Here is a 17,846-nt window from a genome sequence, read left to right as displayed (position 1 = left end):
CGTCAGTTCTGCATGCTGGTCCGCGAGATTTCGGGCTTGAGCAGTTGCATCTGCTGACGGTAATCATCCGTCACCTGGCGCGCCTGGCTGCTGCTGGTGATGACCCTTGGCGTGATCAGCACGATCAGCTCGGTGCGGTCCTTGGATTTGCTGGTATTGCCAAACAACCAGCGCAGACCGGGGATACGCCCAAGGTACGGCACGGCGTTGACCGTCTCCGCGTTATCCTGCTTGATCAATCCGCCCAGCAACACCGTCTGACCACTCTGCGCCGCAACTTGCGTAGCGACCGAGCGCGTGGAAATACGCGGGTTGCCGTTGGCGTCGGTAGTGCCGCTGCTGTCCGCATCACTGACCTGCTGCTGGATATCCATATACACCAGGCCGCCCGGATTAATGCGCGGCACGACATCGAGAATCACGCCAGTCTGCACATACTCGACACTGCTCAATGTGGTGCCGGTATTGGTGTTGGTGTTAATCGAGGTCTGGCTGATCGGGATGTTGTCACCGACCTGAATCTGCGCCTGCTGGTTGTTCATGACCACCAGCGAAGGCGCCGACAGGACCTGCGTGCGGCCGTTGGTTTCGAGGGCGCGCAAGGCGACCTGCAGGTTGTTGCTGACAAAGGAATAGAAGAACGCGTCAGTAGAGGCCAGCGCGGCCCCGCCAGTACCGATCGCCCCCTGACTGCCAGCGGTATTGGTGACGTTGCCGGTGGTACCCGAATTGCCCGCCAGACGCCCGAGGTACCACTGCACGCCCATGTCCAGTTCGCCGGTCAGTTTGACTTCCAGAATGCGCGTCTCGATCTGCACTTGCAGCGGTGGATTATCGAGGCGTTTGATGGCCGATTCGATTTCCTTCCATTGCGCCGGACGCGTGCGTACCAGCAACTGGTTGCTGCTCTTCTGCGCAGTGATGCGGGTGCTGGCGTCCAGCGACTTACTGGCGCCAGACGAGCCGCTACCGTCCTGGCTGGCCGAGTCCGAATCCGAATCGCCGCCGCCCTGATCGTCGCCTTCCGACTCGCTGTCGGCGCTATTCTGGCTGTTGTTCATGCCCTGACTGTTGCCAAAGCCTCCGCCATTACCCATGCCGCCGCCGTTGCTGCCCAGACCATTTGAGCTGCTCATGCCGCCGACACCACTGCCGCCGCTGGAGTTGAGCGATGACAAGGTGGTGGTGCGCAGCCCCGGTGCAACCTTGGCCGCAGCGTCTTCCTTGATGGCGCCGGTGCCGTAAATCTGCCGCAGATATTTGGCCAGATCGGTGGCCTTCATGTTGCGCACGTCATACACGTACATCTGCGGCTCGTTGCCACCGCCCTCATCGATGGTGTGAATCCACTCGCCGACTTCGTGCAGGTATTCAGGCTGCGAGGAAATCGCCACCACCGAGTTGGTCCGCTCGATCGGCAGGAAACGCACCATGCCCGCCAGCGGCATGCCGCTTTCCGGGCCGAACATTTTCTGCAGCTCGGGCATCAGTTCGCCAACCGAGGCACGTTGCAGGCCGAAAACACCGACAGACATGCCTTTGAGCCAGTCCACATCGAAGGTGTCGATGGTGTCCTGATAGTTGGCCAGCTCTTCCGGAGTACCGGCCAGGCTGAGCACGTTGCGCGCCGGGTCGACCAGCAGAAAGGCGTTTTCCCGAGCGAACGGCTTGAGCAGCTTCTGCATCTCGGTCGCCGAGATGTAGCGCAGCGGAAACAGCCGCGCCGACATGCCGGCCGAAGGTTGCGCCACGCGCATTTCCGGGACCAGCTTGCCCGCTACCGCCTGATTCGACGGCAGGATCACGTAGCGGTTGCCCTGCTTGATCATCGCGTTGTCGGTCCAGGACAGCAGCGTCTCGAGAATCGACAGCGCCTGCTGCTTGTTGACCGGCTTGGACGTCGAGAAGCTCACATCGCCCTTCACACCCTGGGCAATGCTGTAATTCTCGTGCAGCAGATCGCCCATGATGCTGTTGATCACCGCCTGAATCGGCTGATTGGTGAAGTTGAAGACGATGTCACCGGTCTCGGCCTGACGCGCTGCGGGAGCTGCGGCGGGCTGACGGATGAAACGCTGGTTGCCTTTGATGATCTGCCGCTGCGGCGAGCTCGTCGTCTGCTGGGAAGGTGGCTCGACGGGCGGTCTTTCGCTGCGCGGGTCTACCGGCGGACGTTGTGAACCGGTTCCCTGGAGCGCTTCCTGCAGCATGCCATTGTCGGGATCGAGTGTGTCTGACTGTGACGCGCAGCCGCCAAGGGCGACGGCGGTGGCCAGGCAAAGCAAGGGTGTGCGCAAGGTAGCGATGGCAGGAACTCCAGAAAAGGTACCCATCACAGGGTGGAATCGTTGGTTAAGGTAATCGGCGGTGTATTCGACGGCGGCGGCAGACGCAGCGCGGGCAGGCGCAGGACTTGCGTGCGGTCATCGAGTTTGAACGTAGCCTGGGTCGGCTCCAGACGGTCCAGCGTCCAGCCATTGGGCAAGCGATCGCCCTGACGGACTTTCAATGCCGGACCGCTGGCCTGCTTGAGCAATGCCACACGCAAGGAGCCGTCCATGATCACTCCGGTCAGGGTCAGGCCAGCCAGATTGCTGGCTTGTGCATCGGCTTTGCGAACGGCCACGTCAGGGCTGCGATCCGGACTGAACAGCGGGGTTTTCCAGGTATTGGCGAGGCTGTCGAGTGTCGCCGACGGCGCACTGTGGACCTGGGCCCTCTGATCGACCGGGTTGCGCGGTGCCTGCTCGGGCAGCCAGTCCGGTGAGTGCGCAGCGCCGCTGAAGACCAGTGCGATCAAGGCTGCCAGCACTGCAGCGAAAGCCAGCAATGCCCACTCCAGCGGACGTAATGAACCGATCATTGCTCGCCCTCCCCGGCACTGGCCGGTTGCAGGTAGCCGCGCACCAGCAGATGCACCACCAGTTTGCCGGCAGCACCGCTGGCCGGAGCGTTGGCGTCGCGACGCATACTCATCTCGTCAATGAACAGAAACGGGCGCTGATACTCCAGCGCATGCAGGATCGCAGTCAATGGTTCGATGGCGCAGTTCAGGGTCAGGCTGACCTTGACCTGCCGGTATGGCTCGGCACTGTCCTGCTCCGGGGTGATCGGCATGCGCTGGGTCAACTCGCAGCCGCCGCCGGTGCTGGCCTGGCTACTGATCAGGTCGGCAATGCGCTGCATCAGATCGGCTGCCACGGCACTGGGATCCTCGCCCGGCAGCAGGCTGGTGCTGCTGGCCGGATCACGGCGGGCCTGCTCCAGTTGCTCGCGCAACGAATCACCCTGCTGCAGAAGGCCCGCGTAACGCTGCTGCTGTTCGCGCAACTGGTCGGTCTGCTCGTTGATGTCGCGCAGCGGCCCGGCGAACCAGCTGTCAATCAACAACCAGTAAGCCAGGCACAGCACAAGGGCCAGAATCATCAGGGCAGCGCCCCGCCGCTCACGGCTTGTCAGTGGACGGCGCATCGGCGTTCTCCTGCTGCTGGTTCTGGTGCAAATGCGCGCGCAGGGAATACTGATCCTTGCCGGTTTTGGTGTCGGGCTGGATCACCCCCTGAAACTGCGCATTATCCAGACTTCGGCAGTCCTTGACGCGGCCGATCAGCGCACTGGCCTTGGCGCTCTGGCCGGAAAAGGCCACCTCGGCACTGTCGCTGATTTCCATATGCTCAATCCAGGTGTCCGAAGGCAGGCAGGCGGTCAGCTCGCTGAGCAGCGCCGAGAGCGGCGGCTGCGCCGCCTTGCGGCGCAACAGGTAGTTGGCGGCGCCCAGGGTGTTGGTCAGTTGCTGGCGCAGTTGTTGGACCTCGCCAACCTGAGCCTTCTGCTCCTTGACGCTGGCCTGCATGTCCTCGAGCAGGCTCTGCCGGTCGTTCAGCCACAGCAACATGGCGCTCAGCAGCAGGCCGGCACACAGCCAGATCAGCCCGCGCTGCAAGCGATGGCCGGAGCGCGACTGTTGCGGGCGCAATGGCATCGGCAGCAGATCAATCCCCATGCGCTGCCCGGCAGTCAGGTGCTCAGCACCCACATCCGTGCCGACGTCGACGGCATCGGGACGCAAGCCCCGCTCGGCGCACTCACTGAGTATCGCGTCCAGCCGCTCGCGCAGGATTGCCACCAGCGTGACCTGCACAAAGCTGGCGCTGCGACTGTCCTGACGGGCGACGAAGTACAACTGGCCAGCGTCAAACGGCGTGAAGCGATCCAGCTCGTAGCCGACCACGGTCGACAGATTGCGTGCCGCAGCCGCAGGAAGCTGCAAGGTCTGCAACAGCACAGCCGACGGCGGCAACAGCAATACCCGCCGCACCTGGGGCGATGCGTCCGGCAGCGGCTCGACCAATGGCCAGACAAGCGTCTGCTCCACGGTCTCGCGGCCCAGCCATCGACGCACACGCGGCGGCAGGCAGGCGCGAAGCTCCGCCACCCACCATTGCCAGGCGTGTTGCGCCGGACTGCCACGCCACTGCCGGGCGACCTGTTCGCGTAACGCGTAAACAGGCGCCAGACGTGCAGAAACTGATGAATTCATTCTTGCCAACGCAACACCCTGTAGGGTTGTGCGCCTCCCTCCGATGGGCTCAATAAAACAGTGGTCTGTAACAGGGCGGTCACGCCGCCCGGTCGTTCTGCGCGCGTGTCGATGGCCAGTACCTCACCGGGGTCGGCTCCAACCGCGCTCTGGTTCGGCAGGTTCAAGGCCCGACGCAGCAACGCCGAAGCGAACGCCGGGTCGGGCCGATCCAGGCCGCTCCATAATGTTATTTCCGGCAACAGCCGAACATACAGCGCCTGGTTCATGCCCGGCAGCTGGCGAACTTCCTCTACCACCCGCAGCGGTGACTGACCGCCATTGCGCTGCGACTCCAGCACCTGGGCGATACCGCTGGCCTGATTCTTGGCCGCGCCACAGGCCTGCAGCAGACGCGATATATCCGCGACCGGCGCGCTGTTGAGGTCCAGCTTGCCCCTCTCGCTTCTGATGCTCACCAGCAGTTGCGTATCATCCATACGCAACGAGACCACACGCCCGTCAGCAATCCAGCGTTTGCGCTGCGCAGCATCGAGCAAGCCCTGTACAGCCATATTCATGCCAGCTTCGGCCGCCATCAGCGCCTGGGTATTTTGCCGCAACCAGAGCGACTGTCGACTCTCCAGTTGCACCCACCCGGCCAGCCCGCCGAGCAACAGGCTCAGCAGCGCCAGCACCCAGAGCACTACCAGCAGCGCAACACCACGCTGCGATTGGCCCGTCATGCTCATTCGCCGCCCGCCCCGCCGGACAGGTCCAGACGCAGGGCCACAACCTCAGAGACCCATTTCACTGCGCCATGGGTCTGCATGTCGATACGCACCGCACCCGGCAAGCGATTCGGCCAGGGCCATTCGGCCATCCAGCCGGTCGGCTTGCCCTTGGGCGTCAGCCCGCGATAACTGAACGTCAACGACTCGACGTTTTGCAGCAATACCTGAGGCTCACCCCAGGGTTTGAGGGCAATGCCATTTGCACTGGACAGAACCTGAGCGAACGACACCTGCAAAGACCGATGGTCTTGCGGCCCCTTGAGCTCCAGGCTGTGAACCTGGATACCGCCGCCCAATTCGCCCGGCAGCGTTGCGACAAACCGCAACTGCTGCGCCGAGCCTTCAAAAAAACCGCTGTTGACGTCATCTTCGCCAGACGTGTCCAGCGGCAGCGCCTGAGCGATCGAGCTGCGCAGAAACGCTTGCGCGGCGCGGATCTCGTCCAGGTTCACGGTGTAGCGCTCAGCCTTGAGCACGGCACGATTGGCCCCCAGCAACGCCCCGGCCACCAGTACCAGCAACACGCCGAGCAGGCTGATCACCAGCAGCACTTCCAGCAGCGTGAAGCCACGCTGGGCGCGCCTCATGACCCCGCCCCGCTGACAGCGCCGCGTAATTTAAACGTGCTGAACTGCGCCTTGCGCTGATGCTCACTGAGCATCAGGTCGAGACGGAACATCCTCGCCTGACCATTGGCACCCGGCAGCTGACGGATATCCAGTGTCCAGTCGATGCCTGCGAGTTTCCCCTGCCGCGTACCGTTTTCCAGCGGACCGGCGCTTTCCTGATCCATTATCGTGCGTGCCGCATGGCTGAGCCGGTCACTGCGCGCCACCTGCTGCAAAGAGCGCGCACTTTGCCCGAACGCCACCAGCAGAACACCGCTGCACACCGCCATGACGGTCAGTGCAGCAAGCATTTCCAGCAGGGTGAACCCCGACTGCGATGTTTTCATTAAAGCGTCCGGACCTGGACGCTGCCGGTCAGCCAGCCAATATCAATACGCCAGCGTCGGTCGCCGTCAGCGACCACCACGTTGCCGCCACTGGAGCCGCCGTCCGGGTAGAACTCCACAGCGGAGCCAAGATCGGACGCAGTCTGCATGGTCACGCGCAGACTTTCCGGCCAGTGCATCTCGCGCTTGCCGGGCGCCTTGAAGGTCGCCTTGCGCAGATTGAATTCGGTGCGCGCCGGCTGACCGGTGACAATCGCGCGCACTCTGGTGGCCCGTAGCGCTTCGACCATGTCACCGACCGCGCGCCGTTCACTGGCGGTGCTCAAACCCTGTTGCAGACCGAACCCCACCAGACCGACGGCAATGCTCATCAACACCAGCACCACCAGCATTTCCATGAGGGTAAAACCCCGGCTTGCGACAGGCGTTCTCATGCCGAGCGTTACTCCCAGTTGCCCAGGTCGGCGCTGTAGCCTTCGCCGCCCGGCTGGCCGTCCTGGCCGTAGAAGATCAGGTCGAAGCTGCCGTGCTGGCCAGGGAAGCGGTAGCCGAATGCGTGGCCGAACGGATCCTTGAGGTCCGAGGGCTTGGCATAAGGGCCGTTCCAGTTCGACGCATTGCCCGGCTTCTCGGTCAATTGCTGCAAGGTCTTGGGTGGCGAACCGACGTCCAGCGCATAGCTTTCTATCTTCATGCCAAGGCTGGCCAACTGAGCCTTGCCTGCGCCATATTTGCCCTTGTCGACGTTACCGCCCACCTGACGCACGACGATGGTCGCGACGATGCCCAGCAATACGATAACGGCAAGCATTTCCAGCAAAGTGAAACCGCCTTGTCGACGTGCGGGTTTGAAGCGTGTACGGCTAAAAGTCATCGGAATGGTTTCCTCGTTCATGAATTCAGATATTGCTGGTCAGGCTCATCAGCGGCAGCATGATGGCCAGCATGATCACCGCGACCATGCCCGCCATCACCACCGTCAGCGCCGGCACGAGTGCGGCCAGCATGCGGTCGATACCGCGCTTGGCCTCGACGTCGAACACATCGGCGACCTTCATCAGCATGGTGTCCAGTTCGCCAGCCTGTTCGCCGACCTCGATCATTTGCAGAGCCAGATCCGGCAACAACGGCTGCGCACCAAACGCGCTGGCCAGCGTGCCGCCACCCTTGACCGACTCGGCCGCCTGCTCGACCTGCGCCTGCAGGGCACGATTGGTGCAGACCTGGCGAGCGATCACCAGCGCCTGCAACAACGCCACTCCATTGGTCAAAAGCGTACCGAGGGTGCGCGTCAGCCGTGCTGCCTCAATGCGTTGCAATAAAGGACCGATAACCCGAATGCCCAGCAGACGGCGATCACGACGCTCGCGACGCTGCGGGTCGCGCATGCGAATGGCCATGCCCCAGATCAACGCGATCAGGCCCGCCAGCACCGCAAGCCCGTAGTCGCTCAAAAATTCTCCGAGGTTGAGAATGACCTCGGTGATCAATGGAATCGGCACACCGAGATCCTTGAAGATCGGTACGAATTGCGGCACGACGTAGGCCAGCAACAGCGCCAGGGAACCCAACACACCCACTACCAGAAAGGCCGGATAGATCAGCGCGTTGATCACCTCGCCACGCAGCAACTGGCTGCGCTCCAGGTAATCGCTCAGTTGGCGCAGCGTACTTTCCAGTGCGCCACCGGCTTCACCGGCGCGGACCATGCTTATATAGAGGGGCGAGAACTGGCTGCCCTCTTCTTCGAGCGCCACGGACAGCGGCTTGCCAGCCTTGACCTGTTCGCGGATGCGCTCGATCAACGCCTTGGTCTGCGGTTGTCCAGGCTGTTTGAGCAGAATTCCAAGCGATCGTTCCAACGGTTGCCCGGCGCCGAGCAACGTCGCGAGCTGCTGGGTGAAGCTGACCAGCGCCGCACCATTGAGCAAGCCGCTGCCCAGCGCACGGCGCAAACCGCCCAGACCGGCGGCATCGACCTGCAGGACCATCAGGCCACGCTTCTGCAACGCGGCAATGGCGGCATCCTGATCGCGGGCTTCCAGCGTGCCATTCTGCGGCGCGCCCTGAGCATCCAGCGCGCGGTACTTGAACAGGCTCATGTGCCTTCACCACGGGTGACGCGCAGCACTTCTTCCAGCGAAGTCACCCCGGCCACGGCCTGACGCAGGCCTTCTTCATGCAGCGTGCGCAAACCGCCACGTCGGGCAGCCTCTTCCAGCGTCGAGGCGTCGGCGTGGCGCATCAAAAGACTGCGCAGTTCTTCGTTCATCACCAGCAGTTCGGTGATTGCACTGCGCCCGCGATAACCGCCGCCAGGCGCATCGGCACGCGGGCGATACAAACGAATGGGCCGCTCGTCGGTGAAACGCTCCAGCCCGTGTTCGGCGATCAGCTCCGGTGGCGCATCGAAGGCCTCGCGGGTTGCCGGATCGAGGCGACGGACCAGACGCTGAGCCAGAATTCCGTTGACCGTCGAAGCGATCAGATAGCTTTCGACGCCCATGTCCAGCAAGCGGGTAATACTCGCCGCTGCGCTGTTGGTGTGCAGCGTCGAGAGCACCAGGTGTCCGGTCAACGAGGACTGGATGGCAATACGGCAGGTTTCCAGGTCGCGCATCTCACCGATCATGATGACATCCGGGTCCTGACGCACGATGGAGCGCAGCGCCCCGGCGAAATCCAGGCCGATGGAAGGCTTGACCTGAATCTGGTTGATGCCTTCGAGCTGATACTCGACCGGGTCTTCAACGGTGATGATCTTGCGCTCGGCCGTGTTGAGCCGTGACAACGCGGTATACAGCGTGGTGGTCTTGCCGGAACCGGTCGGCCCGGTGACCAGCAGAATGCCGTGCGGACGCTCCAGCACGTCGAGAAATTCGTCCAGCCGCTCGCCATCGAAACCCAGGCTCGGGAAATCGAAATTGATGGTCTGCCGGTCCAGCAGACGCATGACCACTGATTCGCCAAAGCTGGTGGGCACTGTCGATACCCGCAGGTCCAGTTCCTTGCCCTGGATGCGCAGCATGATCCGGCCATCCTGCGGCAGACGACGCTCGGCGATGTCCAGACGGGCCATGATCTTCACCCGGGAAATCACCGCTGCCGAAGAACTGGATGGCGGCGCTTCCGCTTCGTGCAGCACGCCGTCAATGCGATAACGCACCTTCAACTGGCTCTCGAACGGTTCGATGTGGATGTCCGATGCACGCTGCTCTACTGCACGTTGCAGGATCAGGTTGACCAGACGAATGACCGGCGCTTCGGAGGCCAGGTCCTTGAGGTGCTCGATGTCTTCCAGCGAGCCGCCCTCCTCATCCAGATTCTCGATCAGGGTGCCCATCGCCGAGCGGCCCTGCCCGTAATAGCGCTCGATAAGGGTCTCGACCTCATTGCGCGGGCCGATGGACAGTCGCACCGGCACCTCGCACGCATAGGCGATGGCCTGAAACGGGTACAGCGTGCCGGGGTTGGCGCTGAGCACTTGCAGGCCCTGATCGCTCCAGCCTACCGGTACAACTTGATAGTGGCGCATGAAGCGTTCGGTCAGCGGCGGCAAAGGGTCCAGCAGCGGTGGTACAGCATCGGCGAGCAACAACGGTGCCTGCAGCAATGCCGCCCATGCGCGGGCCAGCTCGAATTCGGAGACCAGGCCCAGACGCGTCAGCAGGCCTAGCAACTCAGTACCTTCCGACTCCTGCTGCAGACGCTGGGCGCGCTCCAGATCGGCCGTTTTCAGACCGGCATTTTCGATCAGCCAGGCACAAACCTGCTGGGCATCCGGAATGAGCAGACGGGAAACATCGACGGGAGCTGACGGCATGAATGAGGGCATTTTGCTACTTCGGAGGGACATATTACAGCACTCACCGACTGGTGAGTGCTGCGCTCAAAGACTTCAAACGATCAGTTTGACTGCTTTTGAGGGGTTGCGTTCTGCGGGCGACCGCCTTTTGTCGTTTCGGTCTTCTGGTTTTGCGCTTTCTGCGCCGCCTTGGCGTCCTGGGTCTGGGTCATCACCGTCTCGTCGCTGGCACCGGATGTTGCGTCTGCATCTGTCGCGTCGTCAGCAAAGACCGCACCACTCAGGGCAAGACCCAAAACCACACCGGCACTCATCATGGAAAACTTCATCGTATTAACTCCTCGAAAAACAAAAAGAGCTCCGCAACAAGCGAAGCAGATATAGAAATCGGGCAAGAACTAACGCACAGCACACGTCGCAACTTGCGAGCTGTCTTTCTTCATCCTGAAAAATCTTAAACCCATCGACCAGTAGGTTTAAGAAGAGTTCCTCATTTGTAAAGAAAAAATACGAAATCGAAGAAAAATACGCTTTTATTTGACATTTATGCCTTGTTTTAGACTTAATTGTATCGTTTTGTAGATTCAAAACGCCATCATGCGATGTCGCTTTGATGGCGCTCAGCAAGTAAAAAAAAGACACGCCAAACAAAACTAATTCGGCAACTAAGGAGTCCTACCTCGCGCCCTTGAAACAGGGAATAAACGCGACGACGGGAAACTGTTGCCCAAAGAAAAAGTTGGCCGAAAGCGGTAAATAAGAACGCATTTATCCTGCGCACGTGCGCAGGCAGACAGTTATTTGAAACGCAGTTGGAGAGCAATATGAACAAGCGAAAGATGATAGGCGCGCACTCGGCGCTGGCCTTGCTGGCATTGGCAGTATCCCAGGTGCACGCCGCTGACCCTACCGTACAACAAGGGCGTGAAGATCGCGCCGAAAAAGCCGCACAGAAAACCCTGGCCAAGATGACCATGGAAGAAAAGCTGGCCTACATTGGCGGCACCGGCGGCTGGGACGTCAAGCCACTGACCAATTACGGCGTCCCGCAGATCCACGGCGCTGACGGCGGTGTGGGCGTGCGCTACACCAGCGAAGGCAACGATCAGGGTGTTGTCTACCCGTCCGGCCCTAACCTGGCCGCCACCTTCAACCCGCGTCGTGCCATCGACCTCGGCCGTGCGCTGGGTTATGACACTGCCGTCGGCGGCTACCAGTTCATCACTGGCCCCGGCGTCAACCTGTACCGCATGCCGTACGGCGGCCGTGCGTTCGAATACCTCTCCGGTGAAGACCCGTTCCTTGGCGCCAGCCTGGCACCGGGCGTCATCAACGGTATCCAGTCTCGTGGTGTATGGGCCAACGCCAAGCACTACGCGGCCAACGACCAGGAAAGCAACCGCTTCAATCTGAATCAGACAATGCCAGAGCGCGTGCTGCGCGAAATGTCGTTGCCTGCGTTCGAATCGTCGTCGAAAAACGGCAATGTGGCGATGATGATGTGTGCCTTCCAGAAGGTGAACGGTGATTTCGCCTGCGAAAGCGACCACCTGATCGCCCAGATCCTGAAGAAAGAATGGGGCTTCAAAGGCTTCGTACAGAGCGACTACAACGCTGTCGTTCACGGTTTCAACGCTGCCCGCGCCGGTACCGATCTGGACATGATGGGCTACCAGATGAACAGCTCCGTGCTGAAGCCGCATCTGGACGCCGGCGACCTGAGCGCTGCGACCATCGACGACAAGGTCCGCCGCATCCTCAAGCAGATCTACCTGTACAAGTTCGACAGCAAGACGCCGCTGACCACGCACAACATGAACAGCTCGACCAGCAACAAGGTTGCTCTGAACGCTGCGCGTGAAGGTATCGTACTGCTGAAAAACCAGGACAATCTGCTGCCGCTGGACAAGCAGAAAGTCAAGAAAATCGCCGTTGTCGGCACCCTGGCCAAGTACTCGCCACCCACCGGTTTCGGCAGCGCCAACGTCATGGCCAGCCATTACGTCAGCGAGCTGAGCGGCCTGCAACAGATCGCGCCTAACGCCAAGGTCGACTTCATCGAAGGCCTGTCGCTGGACCCAAGCACCAGTGCCTGGACCACCACCGACGCGACTGGCAACGAAGTCCAGGGCATGAAGGTCGAGTACTTCAGCAACACCAACTGGTCTGGTGATGCAGCTGTCACGCGTACCGAGAAGCACGTTGACCTGGACTGGGCCAACGACAAGAACCTGCCGTTCGAAAGCAACACTTCGACGTCCGATCCGTACGCCAGCAAAGGTTCGACCGCTGGCCAGCTGAATGGCGATACATCGTCGACTTCGATTCGCTACACCGGCAAGGTGACTCCGACCCAGAGCGGCGAGCAGGTGTTCAAGGTGCGTGCCGACGGCGCGGTGCGTCTGTGGGTCAACGGCAAGAAAATCATCGACAACGGTGACGGCAAGCCGCTTCCGGGCAACAGCATTCCGCCAACCATTCCAGAGTTCGCCAAGATCAATCTGGAAGCGGGCCAGTCTTACGACGTGAAGCTCGAGTACTCGCGTCGTGCCGGCTACCTGTCGACCATGGGCGGCCTGGTAGGTGTGCAGTTGAGCTCCGCCTCGCTGAACGCTCCTCAGGACCTGTCCGGTTATGACGCCGTCGTGGTTGCCGTAGGTAACAGCAACGAATACGAAGGTGAAGGTTTCGACCACAGCTTCGATCTGCCTGAGTTCCAGAACGAGCTGATCCAGAACATCGCCAAGGTCAACCCCAATACCGTGGTGACCATGTATGGCGGTACGGGTCTGAAGATGAGCGACTGGATCGAACAGGTTCCAGCAGCGCTGCACGCCTTCTATCCGGGTCAGAACGGTGGTCAGGCCCTGGCCGAGATCCTCTTCGGCAAGGTCAACCCGTCGGGCAAGCTGCCGATCAGTATCGAACGCAACATCGAAGACAACCCGGCCTACGCTTCCTTCCCGAAATTCGACAACCAGAACACTCTGACCGACATGGATTACAAGGATGACCTGCTGCTGGGTTATCGCGGTTACGAGAAGAAAGGCATCAAGCCGCTCTATCCGTTCGGCTACGGTCTGTCGTACACCACGTTCGGCTACAGCAACATCAAGGTCACGCCGGGCGTCGCGGTCGGCAATACACCGATCAAGGTGTCCTTCGACCTGAGCAACACCGGCAAGGTCGGTGGTTCGGAAGTCGCTCAGCTGTATGTGGGCCAGCAGAACCCGAAAGTCGAGCGTCCGATCAAGGAACTCAAAGGCTACAAGAAGGTGTTCCTCAAGCCGGGTGAAAGCAAGCGTGTGACCATCGAGCTGAATGATCGCTCGCTGGCCTACTTCGATGAGAAGAGCAAGCAGTGGGTGGTCGATGCCGACACCTTCAACATCTCGCTCGGCTCGTCGTCGCAGGACATCCGCCTGAACGCCAAGCTGGTCAACTCGTTCCGTCAGGAACTGTCGACCACCAGCAGCAACCCGCTGCCACGCTCCGCTCTGAACTCGGTCCTGGTCGAGAAACCACCGGTCAAGACCGGCGGTGTATTCAAGCAGACCGTTGAGTAAGCGTTAGCTGACTGAAGGGTAAACGGACAAATAAAGGCTCAGGGACGAGCCCTTACCGCTGCATCGACCTGCGCAATGTAGGTATCGAAACACTCGACCAGATCCACCTGATCGGGAAAGCGTAACCACTGAATCTGCAAGCCATCCATCATCGCCAGAAGCTGCCGGATGATCTTGTCCAGATCCACATCCGCACGTACCTCCCCGCGCTCCACCAAAGCCGAAAACTGTCCCAGCAAGTGCGCGTGAATACGCTCGTAGCGCGTCTGGAACCATTCAAAGGCAGGCTGGTTTTCCAGCAGACTTTCCGCATTGAGGATCGAAAATGCACGCACCACGCCGGGCGCCGTAGCGTTGGAGCGGTTGATCGCGCGCAAGCCGCCGAGCAGACCGGTCAGGGTGTTATCGGTGCGGACTTCGGCAGCAATTCGGCCGTTGACCTCGTCGCGTCGCTCCAGCACGCCCATCAGCAGCGAGATCTTGCTCGGAAAATGGTGCAGCAATCCGGCGACGGAAATACCGACGATGGCTGCCACCTTGGCCACCGAAGCGCCGGTATAGCCTTCAAGGGAAAACACTTGCAGGGCTGCATCGAGCAGTTCTTCGCGGCGCTTTTCGCCCTTTGGCGCGCGTCGCTGTCGGGTGACTGCCGTGCCCGTTTCCGTGGGGTCATGCCGAGTCATATCAGGCTCCTTCTTGAACAGCCGCGTACCCTAACCATTCAGGCAAGCGCTGGCAACGCTATTGAGCCGGATTGTTCGACAATTTCATCTTGTACAGCAGTGCCGTGACAGGTTCAGGTGCGCTCCACCGGGACACTGCCCCAGCCTTCGCCCAGCATGCGCTGCATCAGCACCGTGTCTACCCAGCGGCCATGCTTGAAGCCGACCGATTCGAACACTCCGACCCGGCGAAAGCCGAGACGCTCATGCAGGCGCAACGACGCGATATTCTGGCTGTTGCCGATAACCGCGATCATCTGCCGCCAGCCGCCCGCTTCGCAGTGCTGCACCAGGGCACTCAACAGCGCCTGACCGATCCCCTGCCCGCCGAGCCCATCGCGCACGTACACAGAATCCTCCACGGTGAAGCGGTAGCCTGGACGTGGCCGATACGGCGTAACGTAGCCATAGCCGACAATGTCGCCATCGCGCTCGGCGACCATATACGGCAAGCCTTTGGCGAGGACCATGCGACGACGCTGGAGCAATTCTGCCAGGTCAGGCGGCTCCAGCTCGAAGCTGGAAATCCCGTGTAGCACGTGGTCAGCGTAAATCGCCTGTACAGCGGGCATGTCATCGTCGCGGGCGTCACGCAGGTCAAAGGTTGAAGTCATGTCCGAACTCTGTACGAATGTCTGTGAATGGCCGCAATGATGCCGCTCGCCACGACATTAAAAAAGCTATGATTTATCATCCACAGCATAAGAAATACTTTGTCATGCGTCGGCTGAACCTCAATCACCTGCACACGTTTTCGCTGGTCATCGCCCATGGCAGTTTTTCTGCGGCGGCAGAGCGTCTGCACCTGACCCAGCCAGCGGTCAGCCTGCACGTGCGACAACTGGAAGATCAGTTGAAGCTGCAGCTGATCGAACGGGTCGGCAAACGCCTCAAACCTACCTCCGCAGGCACTGTACTGTTGGAGCATATCGCGCGCATCGATGCGGTGGTCGAAGACGCTCTGCAGGCACTGTCCAGCCATGCCAGCGGCGTTGCCGGGAAAATCGCCATCGGCACCGGCGCGACAGCCTGCATCCATTTGCTGCCGCCCATGTTGCAGGCGCTGCGTCGGCGCTTCCCGGAACTGGATGTGCGCGTCAGTACCGGCAACACCGAAGGTATCCTCAAGGCGGTCGAAGAAAACCTTCTGGACCTGGCACTGGTCACCCTGCCCGCCGCCAGCCGCAGTCTGCACATCACGCCGCTGCTTGAGGATGCGTTCGTGGCGATCTTCGCCAGCAGCCAGCGACCGATGCCGGCGCACATGACCCCGGAGCGCCTCAGCGCACAACCGCTGGTCGTATTCGAAGCAGGCAGCAGTACGCGTCTGCTGATCGATGAATGGTTCCTGCACGCCGGGATCCGGGTAAAACCGGTCATGGAACTGGGCAGTATCGAAGCGATCAAGGAAATGGTCGCCGCAGACCTGGGCTACAGCATCGTGCCGCGGATGGCCGTTGCTGCGCTGCACCATCGCCGCGGCTTGCAAATGCTGCCACTGGCAACAGCGCTGAGTCGCACATTGGGAATCGCCTTGCGCCAGGACAAACCGGTCAGCAAGGCCCTGCGTCAGGTGCTGGATGCACTGCAATACCTCAAAAGGTCATGAAGGCGCGCCACGATAGAGGCTTGAGCGCGCCCATGCACTATAAAGAGCAACGGCACTCGGCCTGGCAAATAAGGTCGACAGTTGCACAGGCAGCGAATCAGGTTGTACGATGACTGCCCACTGGTAACTGAAAAAATGATGGCTGGCCTGCTTTTAAACGCCCCATCACTGACAATCTGTAAAGCAACTCGGCAACCCATAAGGAGCGCCGGTCCGGATACCTTCCCTGCCGACCTCCAACCTCAAAACAACAGGAGATACCGATGCCTAACATTCTCGGCCAGAACTTCATCGCTGGCGGCCGCAGCGCTTTGGGCCAGAGCCTGCAAAAAAGCCTGGATGCCACCACCGGTGAAGAGCTGCCTTACAGTTTTCATCAGGCCACCGACGGCGAAATCGACGCCGCGGCACTGGCTGCCAAGGCTGCGTTTGCGGAATTTCGTCAGCTGAGCCCGGCCCGTCGCGCCGACTTCCTCGACGCCATTGCCGATGAACTTGACCAGCTGGGTGATGACTTCGTCGCCATCGTCTGCCAGGAAACCGCCCTGCCCCAGGCGCGAATTCAAGGTGAGCGCGGTCGCACCAGTGGCCAGATGCGCCTGTTTTCCAAAGTTCTGCGTCGCGGTGATTTTGTTGGTGCACGTATCGACCTGGCACTGCCGGATCGAAAGCCGCTGCCACGCGTCGACCTGCGCCAATACCGTATCGGTGTCGGCCCGGTTGCGGTGTTCGGAGCGAGCAACTTCCCGCTGGCGTTTTCCACTGCCGGTGGTGATACCGCGGCGGCCTTGGCCGCCGGTTGCCCAGTGGTGTTCAAGGCGCACAGCGGTCACATGGCGACCGCCGATCTGGTGGCGAGCGCCATCATTCGCGCTGCCGAACGTACGCAGATGCCCAAAGGCGTGTTCAACATGATCTTCGGCAACGGCGTTGGCGAAGGTCTGGTCAAGCACCCGGCCATCCAGGCCGTCGGCTTTACCGGTTCGCTGAACGGCGGCAACGCACTGTGCAAAATGGCTGCCGAACGTCCGCAACCGATTCCGGTATTTGCCGAGATGTCGAGCATCAACCCGGTCGTGCTGCTGCCAGAAGCCTTGCAGGCTCGCGGTGAAACCGTGGCCAAGGAGCTGGCGGGCTCGGTGGTGATGGGTGCCGGTCAGTTCTGCACCAACCCGGGCGTGGTCATCGGCCTGCGCTCACCGGCGTTCTCAAAATTCGTTGAGCATCTGACCGAACAGATGGGCAGTCAGGCTCCGCAGACCATGCTTAACGCGGGCGGCCTGCGCAGTTACAGCAAAGGTGTGGAACACCTGATGGCGCACCCTGGCGTGACGCATCTGGCCGGCAAGCCACAGGAAGGCAAGCAGGCTCAGGCGCAGCTGTTCAAGGCTGACGTCAGCCTGCTGCTGAACGGTGATCAGTTGCTGCAAGAGGAAGTCTTCGGCCCGACCACGCTGCTGATCGAAGTCGCTGACGATGCGCAGTTGAAGGACGCGCTGCAAGCCTTGCGTGGTCAGCTGACTGCGACCGTGATCGGTGAGCCCGCGGACTTGAGCACCTACAGCTGGCTGCAACCGGTTCTCGAAGAGAAAGTCGGGCGCATTCTGTTCAACGGCTACCCGACCGGTGTCGAGGTCTGCGAGGCCATGGTTCACGGCGGCCCATACCCGGCCACCTCGGACGCACGCGGTACCTCGGTGGGCACCCTGGCCATCGACCGCTTCCTGCGCCCGGTCTGCTATCAGAACCTGGCGGACAGCCAGTTGCCACCTGCGTTGCAGAACGCCAACCCGTTGGGCCTGCGTCGTCTGGTCAATGGTGAATGGAGTGATCAGCCTGTCGCGTAACGGCCACCGGCTGGATCCGCAACACAGCA

Annotated in this window: 17 protein-coding genes; 3 read left to right on the top strand and 14 right to left on the bottom strand. The window is 61.1% G+C overall.

Annotated features, from left to right (window positions below; genetic code table 11):
- Positions 1–2: 2 nt before the first annotated feature.
- From gspD to QRN50_RS12115, 12 genes are all read right to left on the bottom strand, one after another.
- Positions 3–2,333: a type II secretion system secretin GspD gene (gspD, locus tag QRN50_RS12170; protein ID WP_024652443.1), complete on the bottom strand. Its 2,331-nt coding sequence runs from the start codon at positions 2,331–2,333 to the stop codon at positions 3–5.
- Entirely contained in the window at positions 2,333–2,863 is a 531-nt protein-coding gene (locus QRN50_RS12165) for a type II secretion system protein, XpsN-like (protein ID WP_003405008.1), read from the bottom strand. The genes gspD and QRN50_RS12165 overlap by 1 nt, the downstream gene beginning before the upstream one ends.
- Entirely contained in the window at positions 2,860–3,471 is a 612-nt protein-coding gene (gene gspM / locus QRN50_RS12160; protein WP_003343405.1) for a type II secretion system protein GspM, read from the bottom strand. Before gspM ends, QRN50_RS12165 begins: the two co-directional genes overlap by 4 nt.
- Entirely contained in the window at positions 3,446–4,540 is a 1,095-nt protein-coding gene (locus QRN50_RS12155; protein ID WP_024652444.1) for a type II secretion system protein GspL, read from the bottom strand. Before QRN50_RS12155 ends, gspM begins: the two co-directional genes overlap by 26 nt.
- Positions 4,537–5,271, bottom strand: a complete 735-nt coding sequence (locus QRN50_RS12150) for a general secretion pathway protein GspK (protein WP_003405013.1) — start codon at positions 5,269–5,271, stop codon at positions 4,537–4,539. The genes QRN50_RS12155 and QRN50_RS12150 overlap by 4 nt, the downstream gene beginning before the upstream one ends.
- Entirely contained in the window at positions 5,268–5,900 is a 633-nt protein-coding gene (locus QRN50_RS12145) for a type II secretion system protein GspJ (protein WP_003405015.1), read from the bottom strand. Before QRN50_RS12145 ends, QRN50_RS12150 begins: the two co-directional genes overlap by 4 nt.
- Complete coding sequence (locus tag QRN50_RS12140) at positions 5,897–6,268, bottom strand: type II secretion system protein (RefSeq protein ID WP_011268251.1); 372 nt, start codon at positions 6,266–6,268, stop codon at positions 5,897–5,899. Before QRN50_RS12140 ends, QRN50_RS12145 begins: the two co-directional genes overlap by 4 nt.
- The gene (locus QRN50_RS12135) at positions 6,268–6,702 is read right to left on the bottom strand and encodes a prepilin-type N-terminal cleavage/methylation domain-containing protein (RefSeq protein WP_003411575.1); all 435 of its coding nucleotides are present in this window, start codon (positions 6,700–6,702) and stop codon (positions 6,268–6,270) included. Before QRN50_RS12135 ends, QRN50_RS12140 begins: the two co-directional genes overlap by 1 nt.
- Before the next feature lie 8 nt (positions 6,703–6,710).
- Complete coding sequence (gene gspG, locus QRN50_RS12130) at positions 6,711–7,142, bottom strand: type II secretion system major pseudopilin GspG (RefSeq protein ID WP_003317918.1); 432 nt, start codon at positions 7,140–7,142, stop codon at positions 6,711–6,713.
- Positions 7,143–7,167: 25 nt separating this feature from the next.
- Positions 7,168–8,370: a type II secretion system inner membrane protein GspF gene (gene gspF, locus QRN50_RS12125; RefSeq protein WP_003417566.1), complete on the bottom strand. Its 1,203-nt coding sequence runs from the start codon at positions 8,368–8,370 to the stop codon at positions 7,168–7,170.
- Positions 8,367–10,091, bottom strand: coding sequence for a type II secretion system ATPase GspE (gspE, locus tag QRN50_RS12120; protein WP_024639652.1), 1,725 nt, complete (start codon positions 10,089–10,091; stop codon positions 8,367–8,369). The genes gspF and gspE overlap by 4 nt, the downstream gene beginning before the upstream one ends.
- An 83-nt stretch (positions 10,092–10,174) precedes the next feature.
- Positions 10,175–10,402: a hypothetical protein gene (locus QRN50_RS12115; RefSeq protein ID WP_003405027.1), complete on the bottom strand. Its 228-nt coding sequence runs from the start codon at positions 10,400–10,402 to the stop codon at positions 10,175–10,177.
- Between the two features lie 495 nt (positions 10,403–10,897).
- Between QRN50_RS12115 and QRN50_RS12110 the strand changes: the two genes are divergently transcribed.
- A complete protein-coding gene (locus QRN50_RS12110) occupies positions 10,898–13,639 on the top strand; it encodes a beta-glucosidase (RefSeq protein WP_053275556.1) in 2,742 nt (913 codons plus the stop codon).
- Between the two features lie 38 nt (positions 13,640–13,677).
- Here the strand turns inward: QRN50_RS12110 and QRN50_RS12105 are convergent, their stop codons facing one another.
- On the bottom strand, positions 13,678–14,322 hold the full coding sequence (locus QRN50_RS12105; RefSeq protein WP_024642101.1) for a TetR/AcrR family transcriptional regulator: 645 nt from the start codon (positions 14,320–14,322) through the stop codon (positions 13,678–13,680).
- Between the two features lie 113 nt (positions 14,323–14,435).
- Positions 14,436–14,975, bottom strand: a complete 540-nt coding sequence (locus QRN50_RS12100; RefSeq protein WP_024642102.1) for a GNAT family N-acetyltransferase — start codon at positions 14,973–14,975, stop codon at positions 14,436–14,438.
- 104 nt (positions 14,976–15,079) lie between these two features.
- Here QRN50_RS12100 and QRN50_RS12095 point away from each other — a divergent pair, with 104 nt between their 5' ends.
- The gene (locus tag QRN50_RS12095) at positions 15,080–15,970 is read left to right on the top strand and encodes a LysR family transcriptional regulator (RefSeq protein WP_024660439.1); all 891 of its coding nucleotides are present in this window, start codon (positions 15,080–15,082) and stop codon (positions 15,968–15,970) included.
- Between the two features lie 263 nt (positions 15,971–16,233).
- The gene (locus QRN50_RS12090; protein WP_024652449.1) at positions 16,234–17,817 is read left to right on the top strand and encodes an aldehyde dehydrogenase (NADP(+)); all 1,584 of its coding nucleotides are present in this window, start codon (positions 16,234–16,236) and stop codon (positions 17,815–17,817) included.
- The last annotated feature ends 29 nt before the right edge of the window (positions 17,818–17,846 follow it).

The organism is Pseudomonas sp. MEJ108, from assembly GCF_030208985.1.
In the GTDB taxonomy this organism is placed as follows: domain Bacteria; phylum Pseudomonadota; class Gammaproteobacteria; order Pseudomonadales; family Pseudomonadaceae; genus Aquipseudomonas; species Aquipseudomonas fragariae.
Note: the sequence above shows the minus strand (reverse complement) of the source record. Positions and strands in the feature narration are given on the sequence as shown.

Excerpts from the sequence above, each read along its gene's own strand:
- QRN50_RS12165 (WP_003405008.1), bottom strand. The coding sequence starts at position 2,863 with ATGATCGGTTCATTACGTCCGCTGGAGTGGGCATTGCTGGCTTTCGCT.
- gspM (WP_003343405.1), bottom strand. The coding sequence starts at position 3,471 with ATGCGCCGTCCACTGACAAGCCGTGAGCGGCGGGGCGCTGCCCTGATG.
- QRN50_RS12110 (WP_053275556.1), top strand. The coding sequence starts at position 10,898 with ATGAACAAGCGAAAGATGATAGGCGCGCACTCGGCGCTGGCCTTGCTG.
- QRN50_RS12145 (WP_003405015.1), bottom strand. The coding sequence starts at position 5,900 with ATGAGGCGCGCCCAGCGTGGCTTCACGCTGCTGGAAGTGCTGCTGGTG.
- gspE (WP_024639652.1), bottom strand. The coding sequence starts at position 10,091 with ATGCCGTCAGCTCCCGTCGATGTTTCCCGTCTGCTCATTCCGGATGCC.
- QRN50_RS12150 (WP_003405013.1), bottom strand. The coding sequence starts at position 5,271 with ATGAGCATGACGGGCCAATCGCAGCGTGGTGTTGCGCTGCTGGTAGTG.
- QRN50_RS12135 (WP_003411575.1), bottom strand. The coding sequence starts at position 6,702 with ATGAGAACGCCTGTCGCAAGCCGGGGTTTTACCCTCATGGAAATGCTG.
- QRN50_RS12140 (WP_011268251.1), bottom strand. The coding sequence starts at position 6,268 with ATGAAAACATCGCAGTCGGGGTTCACCCTGCTGGAAATGCTTGCTGCA.
- QRN50_RS12155 (WP_024652444.1), bottom strand. The coding sequence starts at position 4,540 with ATGAATTCATCAGTTTCTGCACGTCTGGCGCCTGTTTACGCGTTACGC.
- QRN50_RS12100 (WP_024642102.1), bottom strand. The coding sequence starts at position 14,975 with ATGACTTCAACCTTTGACCTGCGTGACGCCCGCGACGATGACATGCCC.
- QRN50_RS12105 (WP_024642101.1), bottom strand. The coding sequence starts at position 14,322 with ATGACTCGGCATGACCCCACGGAAACGGGCACGGCAGTCACCCGACAG.
- gspF (WP_003417566.1), bottom strand. The coding sequence starts at position 8,370 with ATGAGCCTGTTCAAGTACCGCGCGCTGGATGCTCAGGGCGCGCCGCAG.
- gspG (WP_003317918.1), bottom strand. The coding sequence starts at position 7,142 with ATGACTTTTAGCCGTACACGCTTCAAACCCGCACGTCGACAAGGCGGT.
- QRN50_RS12095 (WP_024660439.1), top strand. The coding sequence starts at position 15,080 with ATGCGTCGGCTGAACCTCAATCACCTGCACACGTTTTCGCTGGTCATC.
- QRN50_RS12090 (WP_024652449.1), top strand. The coding sequence starts at position 16,234 with ATGCCTAACATTCTCGGCCAGAACTTCATCGCTGGCGGCCGCAGCGCT.
- QRN50_RS12115 (WP_003405027.1), bottom strand. The coding sequence starts at position 10,402 with ATGAAGTTTTCCATGATGAGTGCCGGTGTGGTTTTGGGTCTTGCCCTG.
- gspD (WP_024652443.1), bottom strand. The coding sequence starts at position 2,333 with ATGGGTACCTTTTCTGGAGTTCCTGCCATCGCTACCTTGCGCACACCC.